The sequence below is a fragment of the Aquabacterium parvum genome, from assembly GCF_001447195.1.
GTDB classification, from domain to species: Bacteria; Pseudomonadota; Gammaproteobacteria; order Burkholderiales; family Burkholderiaceae_C; genus Aquabacterium; species Aquabacterium parvum.
The window spans coordinates 11,994-30,962 of the sequence record NZ_LFRI01000084.1 but is presented as its reverse complement, the minus strand read 5'-3'; the positions used below and the strand labels follow the sequence as shown (position 1 = coordinate 30,962).

Below are 18,969 nucleotides of genomic sequence, written 5' to 3'. Positions count from 1 at the left end.
GCCGCTCAGCAGGAGGGTGTCCATGGACAGCGGTGTGCCGTCCTGCCCCACTGGGCGGACACCCATGTCGGGCAGGTGTACGACCAAGGATTGGCCGGATGCTTGCAGAGCGAGTTGGCCGTGTGCGTGCCCAGGGCGCGCTGATGGAGCAGCAGCGTGGCAGCGCGTGGTCGGGTCTCTGGCACGCGATCGCTCCAGCAGGCGGGGCAGCCGCGTTGTTTCAATTGGTGCAGCAGGGCCTCGCGCTCGCCCTCCGGAAATCCGATGAGCACGAGGTTGGACAAGGTCGTCCAATTGGGTGGCGCCGCTTCCTGCAAGGGCAGGCTCACGCAAACACTCGTTCCGCGCCCCCGCTCGCTGCGCACCTCGATCTCGCCCCCCATGAGTTCGACCAGGCTTTTGCAGATCGCCAGCCCGAGCCCGGTTCCAGCGTTGCTAGCGCCGCCGGTCTGGGGGGCTTGCGCATCGTGCACCTGAACGAAGGGCTGGAACAACTCGTCCAACCGTTCGGGTGGGATGCCTGTGCCCGTGTCGCTGACCGTGAAGTTGAGCCGGCTGCCTTGTCTGCTCAGGATGAGTCGCACTTCACCCTGGTCGGTGAACTTGATGGCGTTGGTGATCAGGTTCACCAGGATCTGGGTCAGGCGTTTGGCGTCGCCCAGCGTCTGCGCGGGCACATCGACACCCTCGTCGATCTCAAGCCTGATGCCTTTGCTGCAGGCGCGCAATGCGGTGACGCCGAGTACCTGCTCGATCAGCCGACCAATGTCGACCACGCCCAGGTGCAGGTGCATCTTGCCGGCCTCGATCTTGGAGAAGTCGAGCACCTCGTCGATGAGCGAGAGCAGGTGCTGACCTGAATCGAGGATCTGCCTGAAGGTGCCGGCGCAGGGCGAGCCCGTGCTTTCTTTGAGGCCGATTTGTGCGAGGCTGAACATCGTGTTCAAGGGCGTGCGCAGCTCGTGACTGACGTTGGAGAGGAAGTCTGATTTGGCCTGGCTGGCCGCTCGCGCGGTTTGCTCTGCGAGCTTGGTGTCGGTCACGTCGAGCACGAGCACCAGGAAGCCTTTGACCGAGTCCCCGTCGAAGTCGGGCAGGTAGTGGGTTTCGCTGACGCGGTACTGCCCGGGATGGCCGGGCACGGGCAGGTCCCGCAAAAAGCATTGCCGCTCGCCGCGCAGGGCACCTTCGATGTGGGGTCGATTGAGCTCAAACAGGCTTTTGCCCAGCAGTTTGCTGATGTGCTTGCCTCGGATCTCGTCCGGGGTCATGCCGAACCAATCGCTGTAGGCGTGGTTGGTAAAGCGGTTGCAAAGCAGTTTGTCCCAGTAGCCGACCAGGCCGGGCACGCCGTCGAGGATGGTCTGGAGCAGGCGCTCGTGCTCGGATGGGGCAGGGGGGGCGCTGGGGACGACCTCGGTCGAACTTTCCTGCCATCGCAGGTTCTCGTCGTCGCTCGCCTTTTGTGAGGTGACGTCCATCACGATGCCGACGTAGTGGGTCGGCCCATCGCGGGTGAGCAGGCCAGGCTGGCCCCGGCTCAGGAGCCAGCGAACAGGGCCTCGCTCGGGGAGCGTGCGCCAGCACCCTTCAAAGGGTGCGCCCGCACGCCTTGCCTCGCTGACCGCCCGCATGGCCGCATCGCGGTCGTCGGGGTGGATGCTGGACAACCACGTCTGGTAGGACGGGGGCTGCTCGCCTGGGCTGAGGCCGTGGAGGCGCCAGACCTCTTCGGTCCAGCGGTTCTGGTCGGTGCGGAGGTCCCATTCCCAGACGCCAGCTCGGGCAGCGTGCAGGGCCAGCTCCAGGCTGGCACCGGCTGGCGCCAGGAGCCCTGGCAGTGGGGCGTGCGTGATCGCGGAACCCATTGAGCCTCCTGCATCGGTGCACCGCCTCAGGGGCGGTGTCAGGCGTGAAGGGGCCCGCCGTGATACGACTAACGCACACCGAGCCCGGCGTAAGACAGGACATTGTCTTGGCGCCGCTTGCCGCGATGCACAAAGACCATGCCCGTCACCTGGGCTTGTGTCGCATCAGGCCTCGGCCGAGATGGGCAGGCAGCTGCAGAACAGGTTGCGATCGCCGTGAACGTTGTCCACGCGGCCAACCGGAGACCAGTACTTTTGCAGGCGCAGGCTGGGCACCGGGTAGGCGGCGGTTTCGCGGCTGTAGGCGTGCTGCCACTCGCCGCTCAGCAGGGTGGCCGCGGTGTGCGGGGCGTGCTTGAGCGGGTTGTCCTCGCGAGGCAGGCGGCCATCTTCGACGGCGCGGATCTCGTCGCGGATGGCGATCATGGCGTCGCAGAAGCGGTCGAGTTCGGTCTGGGATTCGCTCTCCGTGGGCTCGACCATCAGCGTGCCGGCGACCGGGAAGCTCAACGTGGGCGCGTGGAAGCCGTAGTCGATCAGGCGCTTGGCCACGTCTTCGGCGGACACGCCGCTGCTGTCCTTCAAGGGGCGCAGGTCGAGGATGCACTCGTGGGCCACGCCACCGCCCTTGACGACGCTGCTGCCGCCGCTGAAGTGGATGTCGTAGTGGTCGGCCAGGCGGGCGGCCACGTAGTTGGCATTCAGGATGGCGACCTCGGTGGCGGCCTTGAGGCCATCGGCGCCCATCATGCGGATGTACATCCAGCTGATGGGCAGCACGGCGGCGTTGCCCAGCGGGGCGGCCGAGACGGCGCCGACTTGCTGGTCGGTGCCCAGACCGGCCGAGCGGTGCGCCGGCAGGAACGGCGCGAGGTCTTCGACCACGCAGACGGGGCCGACGCCGGGGCCACCACCGCCGTGCGGGATGCAGAAGGTCTTGTGCAGGTTCAGGTGGCTGACGTCGCCACCGAACTGGCCCGGTGCGGCCAGGCCGACCAGGGCGTTCATGTTGGCGCCGTCCACGTAGACGCGCCCACCGTGTTCGTGAACCAGCTTGCACAGCTCGGTCACGCGGGTCTCGAACACGCCGTAAGTGGACGGGTAGGTGATCATCACGGCGGCCAGGTTGGCGCTGTGGGCCTCGCACTTGGCGCGCAGGTCGTCGAGGTCGACGTTGCCGTTGGCGTCGCACTTGGTGACCACGACCTTCATGCCGACCATCTGGGCGCTGGCGGGGTTGGTGCCGTGGGCCGACTCGGGGATCAGGCAGATGTCGCGGTGACCTTCGCCGCGCGACTCGTGGTAGGCCTTGATGATGAGCAGGCCGGCGTACTCGCCTTGCGAGCCGGCGTTGGGCTGCAGGCTGATGCCGGCATAGCCTGTGGCCTGCGACAGCCAGGCGCACAGCTGCTGGTCGAGCAGCTCGTAGCCCTTGAGCTGATCACGCGGGGCGAAGGGGTGGATGTGCGCGAACTCCGGCCAGGTGATGGGGATCATCTCGCTGGTGGCGTTGAGCTTCATGGTGCATGAGCCCAGCGGGATCATGGTGCGGTCCAGGGCCAGGTCCTTGTCGGACAGGGCGCGGATGTAGCGCAGCATCTCCGTTTCGGAGTGGTGGGTGTTGAACACCGGGTGCGTCAGGTAGGCGCTGGTGCGGCGCAGGCCCTCGGGCAGGCCGATGGTGGCGGTGGCGGCCAGCTGGTCAACGCTGGGCACGGCCTTGCCTGCGGCGAACACGGCCAGCAAGTCGGCCAGGTCGGCGCGGGTGGTGGTCTCGTCCAGCGAAATGCCCAGCGTGTCGGCGCTGGCGGCGCGCAGGTTCATGTCCTTTGCGACGGCGGCGGCCAGCAACTGGTCGCGTTCGGCCGGGCTGGCGCAGCGCACGTGCAGGGTGTCGAACCAGGTGTCGTGCAGCAGTTCGCGACCGAGCTGCTTGAGGCCCGCGGCCAGGATCGAGGCGTAGGCGGTCACGCGCTGGGCGATGCGCTGGAGGCCTTCGGGGCCGTGGTAGACGGCGTACATGCTGGCCACGACGGCGGGCAGCACCTGGGCCGTGCAGATGTTGGAGGTGGCCTTTTCGCGGCGGATGTGCTGCTCGCGGGTCTGCAGGGCCAGGCGATAGGCGGGGTTGCCGTGGCTGTCGATGCTGACGCCCACGAGGCGGCCAGGCAGCGAACGCTTGAAGGCGTCCTGCGTGGCCAGGTAGCCGGCGTGCGGGCCGCCGTTGCCCATGGGCATGCCGAAGCGCTGGGTGGTGCCGCAGGCGATGTCTGCACCGAGCTCGCCGGGCGAGGTCAGCAGGGTCAGGGCCAGCAGGTCGGCGGCGACGATGGCCAGCGCGCCCTTGGCGTGCAGCGCATCGATCAGGGGCTTGAGGTCGCGGACCTGGCCGTTGACGCCGGGGTACTGCAGCAGCGCGGCAAAGCAGTCGTTGGACTCGAGGTGCTTGACCAGGTCGGTGGCGTGCACCACGTCAACGGTGATGCCCAGGGGCTTGGCACGGGTCTGGATCACCTCGAGGTTCTGTGGCAGCACGTCGTGGGCGACCACGAAGCGCTGCGACTGGCTCTTGCCCACGCGGGCGGCCAGGGTCATGGCTTCGGCGGCGGCGGTGGCCTCGTCGAGCATCGAGGCGTTGGCAATGGCCATGCCGGTCAGGTCGGTGACCATGGTCTGGAAGTTGACCAGGGCCTCCATGCGGCCTTGCGAGATCTCGGCCTGGTAAGGCGTGTAGGCCGTGTACCAGGCGGGGTTCTCGAGGATGTTGCGCAGGATGACGCCAGGGGTGAGCGTGTTGAAGTAGCCCTGGCCGATGAAGTTGCGCAGCACCTTGTTTTGCTGTGCGATGGCCTTGAGTTCGGCCAGCGCTTGCGCTTCGGTGAGCGCGGCGGGCAGGTCCATCGGCGCCGGGCGGCGGATGGTCTCGGGCACGATGGCCTCCATCAGCGCCTGGCGCGAGGCCACGCCGATCACCTTGAGCATGCTGGCCTGTTCTGCGTCCCAGGGGCCGAGGTGGCGGGCCTGGAATTCGGTCGCATTCTCGAGTTGCGACAGGGTTGGCAAGGAGGACAGGGCAGCGTGGCTCATGGTGTTCGGCATCGGGTGGGTTCAGGGTGCAGCGGGCTCAGGGCCGCATCCTCGGGGCCGGCGTCCACACAGGGGGCGCCGGGGGTGAACGCATCAGGCGTTCTTCAGCAGCTCGTCGTAAGCGGTCTTGTCCATCAGGGCGTCGAGCTGGGCGGGGTTGGCCAGCTTGACCTTGAAGAACCAGCCGGCGCCGGTCGGGTCGGTGTTGGCGAGCGCCGGGTCGTCGCGCAGGGCTTCGTTGACTTCGGTGATCTCGCCGTCGACCGGCATGTAGACGTCGGCGGCGGCCTTCACGGACTCGACCACGCCGGCCACGTCCTTGGATTTGAAGGAGGCGCCCACGGCGGGCAGGTCGACGAAGACCACGTCACCCAGGGCGTCCTGGGCGTGGTGGGTGATGCCGACGATGGCGGTGCCATCGGCTTCGATCTGCAGCCATTCGTGGTCGGGCGTGTACTTGATGGTCATGGTGACGTCCTTGGGGGAATCTGGGTTGGGTTGAGCCGAACGGGCGTGATTGTCTCTCAGCGTTCGGCCGAATCTGGGGGGCGTGGCGGGTGATCAGCCGCGGTGGTAGCGGTTGGGCACGAACGGGGTGCTGGTGACCGCCATGGGCACCTTCTTGTCGCGCACCAGGGCGAAGACGGGCGTGCCGACGGCGGCGTGGGCGGTGCTGACGTAGGCCAGGGCCACCGGCTGATTCAGGCTGGGGCCGAGCGAGCCGCTGGTGACGAGGCCGATCTCGGCGCCGCTGGCGTCCACCACCTTGGCGCCTTCGCGCACGGGCATGCGTTCGGTGCTGATCAAGCCGACGCGCTTGCGGGCGGCACCTTGGGCCAGTTGCGTGTCAACGACGGCGGCACCGGGGTAGCCACCTGCGCGGGCACCACCGACGCGGCGCACCTTCTGGATGGCCCAGGTCAGGCTGCCTTCGACGGGGGTGGTCGTGGTGTCGATGTCGTGGCCGTAGAGGCACAGGCCGGCTTCCAGGCGCAGCGTGTCGCGCGCGCCCAGGCCGATGGGCTTGACTTCGGGTTGGGCCAGCAGGGCGCGGGCGAGTTGCACGGCCTTGTCTGCTGGAGCGGAAATTTCGAAGCCGTCTTCGCCGGTGTAGCCCGAGCGCGTCACGAAGCAGTCGATGCCGTCGAGCACGAAGTGACCGCCGGTCATGAACACCAGCTTTTGCACGCCTTCGTTCAGGCGTGCCAGGGCGGTCACGGCTTGCGGGCCTTGCAGCGCCAGCAGGGCCTGATCGGGCAGGGGAGTGACGCTACACAGGTGGCCGATCTTGGCCTGCAGGTGGGCGATGTCCTGGGTCTTGCAGGCGGCGTTGACGACCACGAACAGGTCGTTTTCACGGCGGGTGACCATCAGGTCGTCGAGGATGCCGCCTTGGTCGTTGGTGAACAGGGCGTAGCGCTGCTTGAACACCGGCAGGTCGACGATGTCGACGGGCACCAGGGTTTCGAGCGCAGCGTCGGCACCGGGGCCGCTGAGCAGCACCTGACCCATGTGCGAGACGTCGAACAGGCCCGCTGCGGCGCGGGTGTGCTTGTGTTCAGCCAGGATGCCGCTGGCGTACTGCACGGGCATGTCATAGCCACCGAAGGGCACCATCTTGGCGCCGAGTTCGATGTGCAGAGCGTGCAGCGGGGTCGTGAGCAGTTCGGACATGGCGAATGCCGGCTGGTGTGGCCGGGAGGGCAGGGTGTTGATGTGTCCTGCCGCTTCAGCCACGGGGTGCCTGAAACGACGAACTTCCGCTTGCCCTCTCTGTCCGCTTTACCTGAGAGATTGACCCCTCGCAGCCGATGCGACTGCGGTCAAGGCTTGCCCCTTCGGTGGCCCGGCTCGCCGCAGCCTTTTGGGGGTGCAACGTCCGGACTCTCTCCAGTGAGGATCACGACCGAGGTCGTGTCTGCCAGTCCTTTTGCCTGAGCGTTCGGGCGACCCAACCGTCTCCGGCTGAGGCCCTGCGCCTTCGGCGACCTCCTGCGCAGCTGCTCGCGTGGCGGGGGTTCTCTCCTGGCAGTCGCGCATTGTAAGGGTGAACGCTCAGCCCGTGTTGCGCAATCCTGCCGCCACCCCGTTGATGGACAGGTGGATGCCTCGCTGAACCCTCTCTGACGCGTCCGGGGCTGCCTGCGTGTCCAGGGCCTGCTGGCGGTAGCGCCTCATGAGTTCCACTTGCAAGTGGTTGAGCGGGTCGACGTAGGGCAGTCGATAGGCGAGGAAGCTGGCGAGCTCGGGCTGGCTGGCGAGGTGCTCGCGCGAGCCGGTGATCAGGCGCAGGTGCGTGGACGTGCGCTCCCACTCGATGCGGATGGCAGCCATGATGCGTTTGCCAAGCTTCTTGTCCTCGACCAGGCTGACGTAACGCTCGGCGATGGCGAGGTCGCTTTTGGCCAGCACCATCTCGAGGTTGGACAGCAGCGTGCGAAAGAACGGCCACTGCTTGTGCATGCGCTGCAGCAGCGCGAGCTGTGACTTGCGCTCGGTGCCTGGCGCGGCCAGCAATGACTCGAAGGCGCTGCCCATGCCGTACCACCCGGGTAGGGCCACGCGGCACTGGCCCCACGAGAAGCCCCATGGGATGGCGCGCAGGTCTTCGATGCGGCGGCTGGCCTTGCGCGAGGCGGGGCGCGAGCCGATGTTGAGTTCGGCGATCTCGCGGATGGGTGTGGCCGAGAAGAAGTAATCGGTGAAGCCGTCGGTCTCGTAGACCAGCTTGCGATAGGCGGCCATGCTGGCTTCTGACAGAGACTGCGCCGCCTGCAGAAAGGTGCTCGGCACGGGGCGAGGCGGCTTGAGCAGGCTGGCCTCCAGCATGGCTGCAACCAGGGTTTCGAGGTTGCGCCGACCGATGTCGGGGTTGGCGTACTTGGAGGCGATGACCTCGCCTTGTTCGGTCAGTCGGATCTGTCCGTTCACCGTGCCCGGGGGCTGGGCCAGGATGGCCTGGTGTGATGGGCCACCTCCACGCCCCACGGTGCCGCCTCGTCCGTGGAACAGGCGCAGCCGGATGCCATGGTGGTTTTGCAGCTGGTCAAACAGGGCAACCAGCCTGATCTCAGCCTGGTAGAGCTCCCAGTTGCTGGTGAAATAGCCCCCATCCTTGTTGCTGTCGCTGTAGCCGAGCATGATGTCCTGTTCGCCCCCGGAGCGCTGCACGAGCTCAGCGATGCCGGGTACCGCGTAAAAGCCGCGCATGATGCCCTCGGCGTGACGCAGGTCGGCGATGGTTTCGAACAGAGGCACCACGATGAGTTCGACCTTGGCGTCACGGCTGTGCAAGGTTCCATGCATCAGGCCGCACTCCTTTTGCAGGAGCAGGACCTCTAGCAGATCGCTGACGGTTTCTGTGTGCGAAATGATGCAGTGGCGCAAGGCTTGTGGGCCATAGCGGCGACGGGCTTGGGTCGCGGTCTCGAAGATGGCCAGCTCTCCTTGAGCCAGGTCGGAGTAGACCGCCTGGTGAACACGCAGCGGGCGAGCCTCATTGAGCAGGCGGCACAGAAGGGCCTGTTTGGCATCTTCATCCAGACCCGGGTAGTCGGGCTCGACCTCGGCCTTGGCCAGCAGCTCGGCGATCACGAGCTCGTGCTGGTCCGAGCTTTGGCGCAGGTCGAGCGTGGCCAGGTGAAAGCCAAACACCTGCACGGCACGCACCAGCGGGCGAACGCGCAGGTCCGCGATGGCCGATGCGTGGTGGGCGCGCAGCGAGGCGTCCACGGTTTGCAAGTCGTCCAGGAAGTCTTCGGCTTGCAGGTAAGGGGCTTCGGGGGCCACGGCGTGGCGCAAGGCCTCGGTGCCCGTCAGCTCTTGCAGCGTGGCGGCCAAGCGGGCGTAGACGCCAGTGAGTGCGCGGCGATAAGGCTCGTCGCTGCGGTGGGGGTTGTGGTCGGGCGAGCGATCGGCCAAGGCGCGCATCTCTGGTGTGACCTGGATCAGGTGCCCTGACATCGACAGCTCTGCACCCAATTCGTGGATCTCGCGCAGGTAGTGACGCAGGGCCACTTCGCTTTGACGGGACAGGGCCAGGCGCATGGTCTCGGCCGTGACGTTGGGGTTGCCGTCGCGGTCGCCGCCGATCCAGTGGCCCATGCGCAGGAAGGGGGCGATGTCTCGGCCGGGCAGGGCGACTTCGATTTGCTCGTACAGGCGCGGGATCTCCCGCAGGAAGGTCAGGGGGTAGTAGCTCAGCGCGTTTTCAATTTCGTCTGCAACCGTGAGCTTGGTGTAGCGCAGCATGCGCGTTTGCCAAAGCTGCGTGACGCGGGCGCGCAATGCTTGTTCGACTTCGCGTGACCCATCTGCCGAGGCATGGTCCAGCCGCGTGAGCAGCGCCGCCACCGATCGCTCGGCGTCCAGGATCGACTTGCGTTGCACCTCCGTCGGGTGCGCCGTCAGCACCGGCGACAGGTAAGCGCCTCGCAGCAACTTCGCCACGTCGTCGGCCCGAACCCCTGAAGCGTCCAGCCGCGCCAGCGCAGCGGGGATGGAGCCCGTGGCGGGGCGCGCGCCGGCTTGGCTCGCCTGGCGCACTTGGTGGCGGTCTTCTGCCAGGTTGGCCAGGTGCGAGAAATAGCTGAACGCGCGGATGACTGACACGCTTTGGTCTGCCGACAGGTTGTTGAGCAGGCGGTCAAGGGCTTTGCCGGCCTGTGCGTCCTGACGCCCTCTGTAGGCGACGGCCAATTGCCGGATTTTTTCGATCAGCTCGAAGGTGGCTTGCCCCTCCTGCTCACGGATGACGTCCCCCAACAGCTTGCCCAGCAGGCGGATGTCGCGCAGCAGGGGGGCGGTGACGGCATTTGCAGCGGACTTGGCCCCGGTCTTGGGGCGTGCGGTGGCCGTTGAGGCGGTTTTGCGTTGGGGCATGTGAAAGGAGGGCTGGCCGATGGATGCAAGGTTGCATCAAACATCGTGCCAGCCCTCCCGTCAGCCCGGTCATGTCCGAGCCGACAACTGGGTCAAAGCGACCGCTCAGTGCGTCATTTCATCAACAGATTGGGCAGCCACAGCGACAGGGGCGGGTAGTACGTCACCAGCACCAGGAAGCCCAGCATCGTCAGCAGCCAGGGCCACACGGCGACCGTCAGCTCGGTGATGCCCAATTTGGTGATGCCCGATGCCACGTACAGGTTCAGGCCCACCGGCGGGTGACACATGCCGACTTCCATGTTCACCACGATCAGGATGCCGAAGTGCACTGGATCGATCCCCAGCTTGACGGCCACCGGGAACAGGATGGGCGCCATGATCAGCACGATCGACGACGGCTCCATGAAGTTGCCGGCCACCAGCAGCAGGATGTTGACCACGAGCAGGAAGGCGATCGGACCCAGGCCCATGTTCACCAGCCAGTCGGCCAGTTGCTGCGGGATGTTCTCGTTGGCCAGCACGAAGCTGAACAGCACGGCGTTGGTGATGATGTAGAGCAGCATCGCGCTCATGTTGGCCGAGGCCAGCAGCACGCGCGGCACGTCCTTGAGGCCCATGTCCTTGTAGACGAACACGGCGACGATGAAGGCGTAGACGGCGCTCATGGCGGCGGCTTCGGTCGGCGTGAACAGGCCGGTGTAGATGCCGCCCATGACCACGACGATGAGCAGCAGGCCCCACATCGATTCGCGCAGGGCCTTGATGCGCTGAGCAAAGGTGGCTTTGGGCATGCGGGGGTAGCCGAACTTGCGAGCGCGCCACCAGGTGGTCAGGCCCAGCAGGCTGGCCAGCATCAGACCGGGGATGACGCCGGCCATGAACAGGGCGCCCACCGACGTGTTCGTCGACACCGAATACATCACCATCACGATCGATGGCGGGATGAGGATGCCCAGTGCGCCGGAGGTGGTGATCACGCCGGCGCCGAACTTGTTCGGGAAACCGGCCTTCACCATCGCTGGCAGCAGGATGGAGCCGATGGCCACCACGGTCGCGGGGGAAGAGCCCGAGACGGCTGCGAACAGCGCGCAAGCCACGACGCCGGCCAGGCCCAAGCCACCGTGCCAGTGGCCGACCATGCTGGTGGCGAAGTTGATCATGCGCTTGGCGACCCCACCGTGGGTGAGGAAGTTGCCCGCCAGGATGAAGAACGGGATCGCCATGATCTCGAACTTCTCGATGCCGGTGAACAGCTTGAGCGCGACCGACTCGATGGGCACGTCCGTGAACCCGAAGATGAAGGTCAGGACGGTCAGGCCCAGCGAGATGGAGATCGGCATGCCGGTCAGCATGAGGACCAGCAGCAGGGTGAAAATGATGATGCCACTCATGGATGTCTCCTTCAGGTCTTGGCGGGCTCGGTTTCTTCGTCCAGACCGTCCACGTGTCCGTGGTCGTGGTGAGGCAGCTCACCGGTCCTGGCGAAGTTCCAGGCCACCTGCAGGAATCGGAAGCACATCAGCGAAGAGCCCAGGGGGATGGCGCTGTAGATGATCCAGGTCGGCCACTCCAGGTCGGGCGTGGTGGGGCCTTCGATCAACTCGGAGACGTCCATGCCCAGCCAGCTGTGGAAGGCGAAGTTCGCGCCGTTGTGCCAGACGAAGCCCGCGCCCATGGTCGCGATCGCGCCAGTGAACAGCGCCCCTGCCAGCAGCCCGAAAAGCACGAACTTCTTGCGGTTCTCGGGGTTGAGCTGGTTGATCAGCACGTCCACCCCCACGTGGATGCCGGTGCGCACGCCGTAAGCCGCGCCGAACTTGGCCATCCAGACGAAGAGGTAGATGGTGGCTTCCTGGGCCCAGGCCAGGTTGATGCCCAGCAGCCAGTCTTGCAGCGGGGTGTTGAAGCCGACCGCGTATCGGTGGACGACGGAGACAAAGATGATGAGGGTGGCCGCGCCCATCAGGGTCGCGATCAGCCACTCCTCCAGGTGATCGAGCCATTTCATGGTGGGCTCTCCTTGGATGAGGTCAGCAGGGGGAAAAAAATGGCCCACGTCGGTGCGTGGGCCAGCAGCGCGGTCAGCCCACGTCGATCACATCTTGGTGGGGTCGAAGTTGGTGACCTTGTAGATCTCGTTGATCGTTTCTTCACCGATGCGCGAGGACATCTGCTTGTGCACCGGGAACATCGCCTTCTTGAGCAGGAAACGCTCGCCCAGGGTGGGCTGGTAGATGGTGGTCTTGCCAGCGGCCTTGACCTTGGCCAGCGCGTCCTGGTTGTCCTGGAAGGCGACGTCGTTGGCCACCTTGGTGGACTCGGCCATGGCCTTGTTGAGCGCTGCGCGCACGTCGGCAGGCAGCCCGTCCCAGAACTTTTTGTTGACAACGACCGCGTAGCCCAGGTAGCCGTGGTTGGTGAGGCTCAGGTGCTTTTGCACTTCGTGCATCTTCTGGGTGTAGAGGTTGGACGGCGGGTTCTCGGTGCCGTCGACCACACCCGTCTGAAGGGCCTGGTAGGTCTCGGAAAAGGCCAGCACCTGGGGCAGGGCGCCCACGGCGCGCATCTGGGCGTCCAGCACCTTGGAGGACTGGATGCGCATCTTCACGCCCTTGTAGTCCTCGGGCGACTTCAGCGGCTTGTTGGCCGACATCACCTTGAAGCCGTTGTCCCAGTAGGCCAGGCCGGTGATGCCGCGCGACTCCAGCTTCTTGAGCAGCTTGGTGCCCACCGGGCCTTGCGTGACCGCGTGCAGGTCGTTGTAGCCGTCGAAGATGAAGGGCAGGTCGAACGCTTCGAACTCCTTCACACCCAGGGGGGCGAACTTGGACAGCGAAGGCGCCAGCATCTGGACCGAGCCCAGCTGCAGCGCTTCCATTTCTTCCTTGTCCTTGTAGAGCTGGCTGTTGGGGTAGACCTCGACTTTGACCTTGCCCTTGGTCAGTTCGGCCGCGCGCTTGGCGAAGAACTCGGCGGCCTTGCCCTTGGGCGTGTCGACGGCCACCACGTGGCTGAACTTGATGATGATCGGGCTTTGCGCGAAAGCGGCCGGCATCAAGGCGGCGGTGGCGGCCAGGGCCAGCAGGCCACGACGCAGGTATTGGGCGGGACGTTGAGAGCGCATGTCGGGTCTCCGTTGTGTGATGGGGAAATTGTTTTCCACCCCGGTCTGTGTGCGGGATTGTGGAGATCCACATTCGCGGACCTCCGGATGCGTTTGTTGGCATCCAAGGCCTAGACTGAGGCACGTCCATGCACTCGTTTACCCCTGGTTTCGTGAGCCCTCCTGTCAGCGTTCCTCCGCGTCCGGCCTTGTCCGTGCCACCCCAGCCCAGGCTGAGGTTGTTCGGCTCGCCTGTGCGCTCTCTCAAGACACTGTGGGCCTGGCCGCTGATGCTGTCTCTGCTGGTGGTGGTGGGTGTCATGTTCTGGTTGCGCAGCCAGGAGCAGGCCGCCCTGACGTCGCAGCGCGAAGAAATGATCTCGGATGCCTTGTCGCTGGAGGCGCAGATCAACGGTCGGCTCGACGGCGAGCTGGCGCAGTTGCGCATCCTGGGCGACATCATCGATTCCGGGCGTCTCAGGCCGGAGGTGTTCGCCAGCCACCCGGTGTTGCTCGACGGCATTCGGCGTTTCTGGGTGAGCGTGACCTGGGTGGGCCCTGATGGGCGCATTCAGGCACACCAGCCCGATGACGTCTCAGCCGTGGGCGACACGCGGCGCCAGCTGAGCGACGACGGAGGGCTGACGGGGCACCTCTCGGTGACATTGCACAGCGTGAACGACCACCCCGGCGGACTTCTGGTGGCGCGGTTTTCGGCTGCGGCCCTGCTCAGGCAGAAGGTGCCTTGGTGGTTGGCCAGCAAGTACGACATCCGCCTGGTTGACCAAAGCGACGACGTCATCGCTGCGACGGTCGAGACCCCGCGCGATGAAAGTCTGGCCTGGTACCGCGTTGCCCTGGGCTAGTCCTTGCCCGGGGTGTGGCTGGAGCTCACCTCGCGCGAGCGGGTCGAGCCCTGGTGGCGAACGTTGCCCGTGGCGTTGATGCTGGGCTTCCTGGGGCTGATCGCTGGCGCCTCTTTCATGTTGCGCAAGCAGATGCGCAGCGTCTCTCGCGCCGAAGAGGCTTGGCGCACCGAGGCCGCGTGGCGCACCGCCATGGAAGATTCTCTGGCCGTGGGCATCCGCGCCCGCGACCTCGATGGCCGACTGGTCTATGTCAACAGGACCATGGCCGACATGGTGGGGCGCCAGCCTGAAGAGCTGGTGGGGTTGCTGCCACCCATGCCGTACTGGGTGCCCGATGAGCTCGAGCAAAGCATGCGGCGCCACCTGCGAAACATGGCAGGCCAGGCGCCCAGAGGTGGCTACGAATCTCGATGGCAGCATCGCGATGGGCGCATTGTGGAGGTCATGGTCTACGAGGCCCCGCTGGTGGATGCCCAGGGCGTGCAGATCGGCTGGATGGCCTCCATCGTCGACATCACCGAGCGCAAGCACCTCGAAGAGCGCGAGCGCCGCCAGATGGAAGCCGTGGCCCACCAGGCCCGCCTGACCATGCTGGGCGAGGTGGCCTCCACGCTGGCGCACGAGCTCAACCAGCCGCTGTCGGCGATCACGAGCTACAACGCTGGCTTGTTGAACGCCCTTTCGGGGCGCCCCGAGGTGCCCGAGCCGGTGATCAAGGCCTTGCAGCGCCAGGGCGAGCAGGCGGGGCAAGCTGCGCGCATCGTCAAGCGCATCCGCGAATTCCTCACGCGGCGCGAGCCGCAGCGCGAGCCCTGCGACATCGCCGAAGTGGTGGCGTCAGGCTTGAGCCTATTGCGCCGCGAGATTTCACGCCTGGGCGTGGAAGTTCACAACGAGGTGCCCAGTGGCTTGCCTCAGGTGGTGGCCGACCCGGTGCTGATCGAGCAAGTGGTGGCCAACCTGGTGCGCAACGCCTGCGACGCGATGTCGCACCAGGACACGCCACGTCGCATCCGCATCCAGGCCGAAACAGGGCATGCCGTGACGGCGGGCGGTGAGGCGCCGACATCTTCCTTCGTTCGGGTGACGGTGACCGACAGCGGGCCCGGCCTGCATGGCCAGACCGTGACCACGTTGTGCGCGCCGTTTTTCACCACCAAGTCCGATGGCATGGGCATGGGGCTGGCGATTTGCCGCTCCATCGTTGAGTTGCACTACGGGGCGCTCGACTGCGTGGACGGACCCGGTGGCGGCGCCGCCTTTTCGTTCAGCTTGCCGGTGTTGCCACCTGCTGGCGCCGATGCCCCAACCCCACAGGAGATCGATGCATGAGCGTTGCTGGCGCTGCCTCTGGCCCGGCCTGGGTCTACCTCGTTGACGACGATGCCGTCGTGCGCGACGCGCTGAGCTTCTTGCTTGGCTCGCGCGGGCTGCCTGTGATGGCATTCGACGGCGCTGCCTCGTTGCTGAGCCACCTGCAACAGGCCCCACGCCCCATCCGCGGGGTGTTCCTGCTGGATGTGCGCATGGAGCCGATCTCGGGCCTGCAATTGCACGAGGCCTTGATTGGGCTGGGACTGCCCAACCCTGTGCTGTTCTTGAGCGGGCACGGTGACATCCCCATGGTGGTCGAGGCCCTGAAAAAGGGGGCTTTTGATTTCCTTGAAAAACCCTACAGCGACAACACCCTGGTTGACCGGCTGGAGCAAGCCATGGCCGTCGAGGCCGCCTCCGTGGCCGACAACGCGGCAGCCATGGAGCGGCAGGCCCGACTGGCCAGCCTCAGCGAGCGGGAGCGCGAGGTCATGCAGCGTGTGGCGGCGGGCAAGCTCAACAAAGTCATTGGCGACGAGCTGCACATCGCCGTTCGCACGGTGGAGGTGCACCGCGCGCGCGTCTTCTCCAAACTGGGCGTCAAGTCGGCGGCCGAGCTGGCGGGCTGGTTGGCTGCGGGCTGAACCCGTTGCACTCAGTCAGTCGCGAACCGCGCCACGCAGCGCCTTGACCTCGCTGCGCTGACGCTTGCCTTCCACGCGCCGCCTTTGCGAGGCGCGAGTGGGCTTGGTGGCCTTGCGCGCGGGCGCCACGGTGGCCACGCCGTCGACCATCTCCTGAAGGCGCTGCAAGGCCTCGCTGCGGTTCATGTCCTGGCTGCGATGCGTCTGCGCCTTGAGCACGATCACGCCGTTGGCGGTGATGCGCCGGTCGTTCAGGCACAGCAGGCGCGCCTGGATGTCTTCGGGCAGCGACGAGGCGCGGATGTCGAAGCGCAGGTGGATGGCGGTCGACACCTTGTTGACGTTCTGGCCGCCAGCCCCCTGGGCCCGCACGGCGGTGATCTCGACTTCGTCTTCCTGGATGAGGGGCATGTTGGTGCGGCGTAGGATGCCGTTGCATTGTCGCGTTGAACACCGAGAACGAAAGCGGGCCCCATGTCCTACATGCTATTGATCGTCGAACCCATTGGACAGCGCGCCACGCGCACAGAAGCCCAGGGCCGCGAGGCCTACGCCAGCATGCAGCGCTTTGCCCAGTCGCTGGCTGCTCAGGGCAAGCTCAAGGCGGTCGAGTCTTTGTCGTCGCAGGCCACGGCGGTGCGGGTGAGCCGTTCGGCGGGGCAGGTGGACTTGCTCGATGGCCCGTTCGCCGAAGCCAAGGAAATGGTGGGTGGCTTCTTTCTGCTGCAAGACGTCACCCGCGAAGAGGCCATCGCCCTGGCGCAGGACTGCCCGGCGGCGCAGTGGTGCACGGTCGAGGTCCGGGCCCTGGCGCCCTGTTTCGACGACAGCCACGCCAATTAAGGGTTTGTACCTGGTTTTGCGTGTCGATTCCGGCCCGGCTGCTTCGTCGTCCTCATGACGGCGCCGTGAATGACCAGGCATCCCGCCTCGGCAACCGCGCCCAACCACTCAAGGAGAGATCCATGCGTTTCATGATCATCGTGAAGTCCTGCCCCGAGTTCGAGGCCGAAGTGCAACCCGATCCGGATCCGGCCGTGATGGCGGCCATGGTCACCTACCACGAGGAGCTGGCCAAGGCCGGTGTGCTGCTCGATGGCAGCGGCTTGCATCCCAGCCGAAAGGGCTGGCGCATCCACTACGGTCCGGGGGGCACAGAGGGAACGTCCAGCCGCCGCGTGGTCGACGGCCCCTTTGCCGAAGCCAAGGAGCTGATCGCAGGCTACACCCTGATCCAGGTGCGCTCGCGTGAAGAAGCGCTGGAGTGGAGCCGACGCTTTCCCAACCCCGTGCGCGAAGGCGCCGAGGCCATCGTCGAGGTGCGTCAGCTCTACGAATTGGAAGACTTCACGCCCAGCGAGTCGCTGGAGAAGTTCAAGGCCATCGACGCCATGAACAAGCCGTGAGCCCACGACCCCCATTCAGGAGCACACCATGATTCGCCAGATCTTCGTCAACCTGCCCGTCAAGGACCTGCCTCGCTCGAAGGCCTTCTTCGAGGCCCTGGGCCTGACCTTCAACCCCCAGTTCACCAACGATGACGCAGCCTGCCTGCAGATCGCCGACAACATCTTCGCCATGCTGCTGGTCGAGCCCTTCTTCAAGGGTTTCACCAGGTTGCCCATCAGCGACGCGAAGCAGTCCACCGAGGTGTTGATCGCCTTGTCTTGCGACAGCCGCGCGGAGGTCAACGACCTTGTCAGCCGGGCCGTCGCCGCAGGCGGCACCACGCCCAACGAGCCCAAGGACCTCGGCTTCATGTTCCAGCACGGTTTTGCCGACCTCGACGGCCACCAGTGGGAGGTCTTCCACATGGACATGAGCGCCTTGCCGCCGCAAATGTGAGGGCAGGGTGAGCGTGGGCATGCAGGAGGCCGTGCACGAACGCATCTCTGCCGTCTGGCGCCTGGAGTCCGCGCGCATCGTGGCCGCCGTGGCCCGGCGCGTGCAGAACCTGGGCGTGGCCGAAGAGCTCGCCCAGGACGCACTCGTCGCGGCCCTGGAGCGCTGGCCAGTCGATGGCGTGCCCGACAACCCCGCCGCCTGGCTGATGACCACCGCCTGCAACCGGGCGCTTGACCACCTGCGGCATCGCCAGATGGCGCATGCCCACCACGAGGAACTGGCGCACGACCTCGACGCGCAGGAGGCCTTGTTCGTGCCCGATTTCGTCGATGCCTTGGACGCCGCCCGCCAAGACGAGATCGGCGACGACCTGCTGCGGCTCCTCTTCACGTCCTGCCACCCGGTGCTCTCGCCCGATGCTCGCGTGGCCCTGACCCTGAAGCTGCTGGGTGGCCTGAGCACCCACGAGATCGCCCGCGCCTGCCTGGCGCCCGAGCCGACCATCGCGCAGCGCATCGTTCGGGCCAAGCGCCAGTTGGCCGACGCCCGCGTGCCTTTCGAGCTGCCGCGCGGGGCCGTGCTGGGCGAGCGCCTCGCCTCGGTGCTGGAGGTGATCTACCTGATCTTCAACGAGGGCTACACCGCCACCGGTGGCGACGACTGGATGCGCCCGGCGTTGTGCGACGAGGCCCTGCGCTTGGGCCGCATGCTGGCCGCCCTGGCGCCCGACCAGCCCGAGGTGCTCGGTCTGGCCGCCCTGATGGAGATCCAGGCCTCCCGCACGGCCGCGCGCACCGACGTCGAAGGCAACCCGGTGCTGCTGACCGAGCAGAACCGCTCCCGCTGGGACCGCCTGCTCATCCGCCGCGGCCTGGCGGCGCTGGAGCGTGCACAGCAGGTCTGCCAGGCCCACGGGCTGGTGCCTGGCAGCTACCAGCTCCAGGGTGAGATCGCGGCCTGCCACGCGCGCGCGGCCCGCGTCGAAGACACCGACTGGGCGCGCATGGCCGAGCTCTACGCCGAGCTGATGCTGGTGGCGCCTTCGCCCGTGGTCGAGCTCAACCGCGCCGTGGCCGTCTCCATGGCCGAGGGCCCGCAGGCCGGGCTGGATGTGTTGGCGCCCCTGCTGGCCAACCCGGCTCTGAAGCGCTACCACTGGCTCCCCGCCGTCGAAGGCGATTTCCTGCGTCGCCTGGGGCGGCATGAGGCCGCGCGGGAGGCCCTGCTGCGGGCCGCCGACATGGCCAGCAACGCGCGTGAACAAGTCTTGTTGCGGCAAAAAGCTGCGGACCTGGCTGGTGGGGCCGGCACCGATCCCTGAGCGCAAGGGGCCGATTTGCCGGACAATCTCGCCC

Annotated in this window: 16 protein-coding genes and 2 riboswitches; of the genes, 7 read left to right on the top strand and 9 right to left on the bottom strand. The window is 66.4% G+C overall.

All coding sequences use genetic code 11. The annotated features are described in order from the left end of the window. Positions 1–5: 5 nt before the first annotated feature. The 8 genes from ABG80_RS02245 to ABG80_RS02210 form a co-directional block, all read right to left on the bottom strand. Complete coding sequence (locus ABG80_RS02245; protein ID WP_058086154.1) at positions 6–1,868, bottom strand: sensor histidine kinase; 1,863 nt, start codon at positions 1,866–1,868, stop codon at positions 6–8. 165 nt (positions 1,869–2,033) lie between these two features. After that, positions 2,034–4,955: an aminomethyl-transferring glycine dehydrogenase gene (gene gcvP, locus ABG80_RS02240; RefSeq protein WP_058086260.1), complete on the bottom strand. Its 2,922-nt coding sequence runs from the start codon at positions 4,953–4,955 to the stop codon at positions 2,034–2,036. Positions 4,956–5,048: 93 nt separating this feature from the next. Further along, positions 5,049–5,423, bottom strand: coding sequence for a glycine cleavage system protein GcvH (gcvH, locus tag ABG80_RS02235; protein WP_058086153.1), 375 nt, complete (start codon positions 5,421–5,423; stop codon positions 5,049–5,051). 93 nt (positions 5,424–5,516) lie between these two features. Next, positions 5,517–6,629 carry a glycine cleavage system aminomethyltransferase GcvT gene (gcvT, locus tag ABG80_RS02230; RefSeq protein ID WP_058086259.1) on the bottom strand — a complete coding sequence of 371 codons (1,113 nt, stop codon included), beginning with the start codon at positions 6,627–6,629 and terminating at the stop codon, positions 5,517–5,519. Positions 6,630–6,718: 89 nt separating this feature from the next. Continuing rightward, positions 6,719–6,859: riboswitch (glycine riboswitch) on the bottom strand. 8 nt (positions 6,860–6,867) lie between these two features. After that, positions 6,868–6,993: riboswitch (glycine riboswitch) on the bottom strand. Positions 6,994–7,010: 17 nt separating this feature from the next. Continuing rightward, complete coding sequence (gene ppc, locus ABG80_RS02225; protein WP_058086152.1) at positions 7,011–9,836, bottom strand: phosphoenolpyruvate carboxylase; 2,826 nt, start codon at positions 9,834–9,836, stop codon at positions 7,011–7,013. Positions 9,837–9,949: 113 nt separating this feature from the next. Next, the gene (locus ABG80_RS02220) at positions 9,950–11,230 is read right to left on the bottom strand and encodes a TRAP transporter large permease (protein WP_058086151.1); all 1,281 of its coding nucleotides are present in this window, start codon (positions 11,228–11,230) and stop codon (positions 9,950–9,952) included. Positions 11,231–11,241: 11 nt separating this feature from the next. Next, positions 11,242–11,847: a TRAP transporter small permease gene (locus ABG80_RS02215; RefSeq protein ID WP_058086150.1), complete on the bottom strand. Its 606-nt coding sequence runs from the start codon at positions 11,845–11,847 to the stop codon at positions 11,242–11,244. Between the two features lie 87 nt (positions 11,848–11,934). After that, positions 11,935–12,963 (bottom strand): TRAP transporter substrate-binding protein, encoded by a 1,029-nt coding sequence (locus tag ABG80_RS02210; RefSeq protein WP_083505732.1) that lies wholly within the window; start codon positions 12,961–12,963, stop codon positions 11,935–11,937. Between the two features lie 188 nt (positions 12,964–13,151). Between ABG80_RS02210 and ABG80_RS02205 the strand changes: the two genes are divergently transcribed. The 3 genes from ABG80_RS02205 to ABG80_RS02195 are packed head-to-tail and all read left to right on the top strand — an operon-like array spanning position 13,152 to position 15,769. After that, positions 13,152–13,808, top strand: a complete 657-nt coding sequence (locus tag ABG80_RS02205) for a hypothetical protein (RefSeq protein WP_235513723.1) — start codon at positions 13,152–13,154, stop codon at positions 13,806–13,808. Positions 13,809–13,820: 12 nt separating this feature from the next. Next, complete coding sequence (locus ABG80_RS02200; RefSeq protein WP_058086148.1) at positions 13,821–15,143, top strand: sensor histidine kinase; 1,323 nt, start codon at positions 13,821–13,823, stop codon at positions 15,141–15,143. Continuing rightward, positions 15,140–15,769, top strand: a complete 630-nt coding sequence (locus ABG80_RS02195) for a response regulator transcription factor (protein WP_058086147.1) — start codon at positions 15,140–15,142, stop codon at positions 15,767–15,769. Before ABG80_RS02200 ends, ABG80_RS02195 begins: the two co-directional genes overlap by 4 nt. Before the next feature lie 15 nt (positions 15,770–15,784). Here the strand turns inward: ABG80_RS02195 and arfB are convergent, their stop codons facing one another. After that, a complete protein-coding gene (gene arfB / locus ABG80_RS02190; RefSeq protein ID WP_058086146.1) occupies positions 15,785–16,180 on the bottom strand; it encodes an alternative ribosome rescue aminoacyl-tRNA hydrolase ArfB in 396 nt (131 codons plus the stop codon). 63 nt (positions 16,181–16,243) lie between these two features. Between arfB and ABG80_RS02185 the strand changes: the two genes are divergently transcribed. From ABG80_RS02185 to ABG80_RS02170, 4 genes are all read left to right on the top strand, one after another. After that, positions 16,244–16,612 (top strand): YciI family protein, encoded by a 369-nt coding sequence (locus ABG80_RS02185; protein WP_058086145.1) that lies wholly within the window; start codon positions 16,244–16,246, stop codon positions 16,610–16,612. 122 nt (positions 16,613–16,734) lie between these two features. After that, positions 16,735–17,175 carry a YciI family protein gene (locus ABG80_RS02180; RefSeq protein WP_058086144.1) on the top strand — a complete coding sequence of 147 codons (441 nt, stop codon included), beginning with the start codon at positions 16,735–16,737 and terminating at the stop codon, positions 17,173–17,175. A 28-nt stretch (positions 17,176–17,203) separates the two neighbouring features. Then, a complete protein-coding gene (locus ABG80_RS02175) occupies positions 17,204–17,614 on the top strand; it encodes a VOC family protein (RefSeq protein ID WP_058086143.1) in 411 nt (136 codons plus the stop codon). Between the two features lie 19 nt (positions 17,615–17,633). Further along, entirely contained in the window at positions 17,634–18,935 is a 1,302-nt protein-coding gene (locus tag ABG80_RS02170) for an RNA polymerase sigma factor (protein ID WP_058086257.1), read from the top strand. The last annotated feature ends 34 nt before the right edge of the window (positions 18,936–18,969 follow it).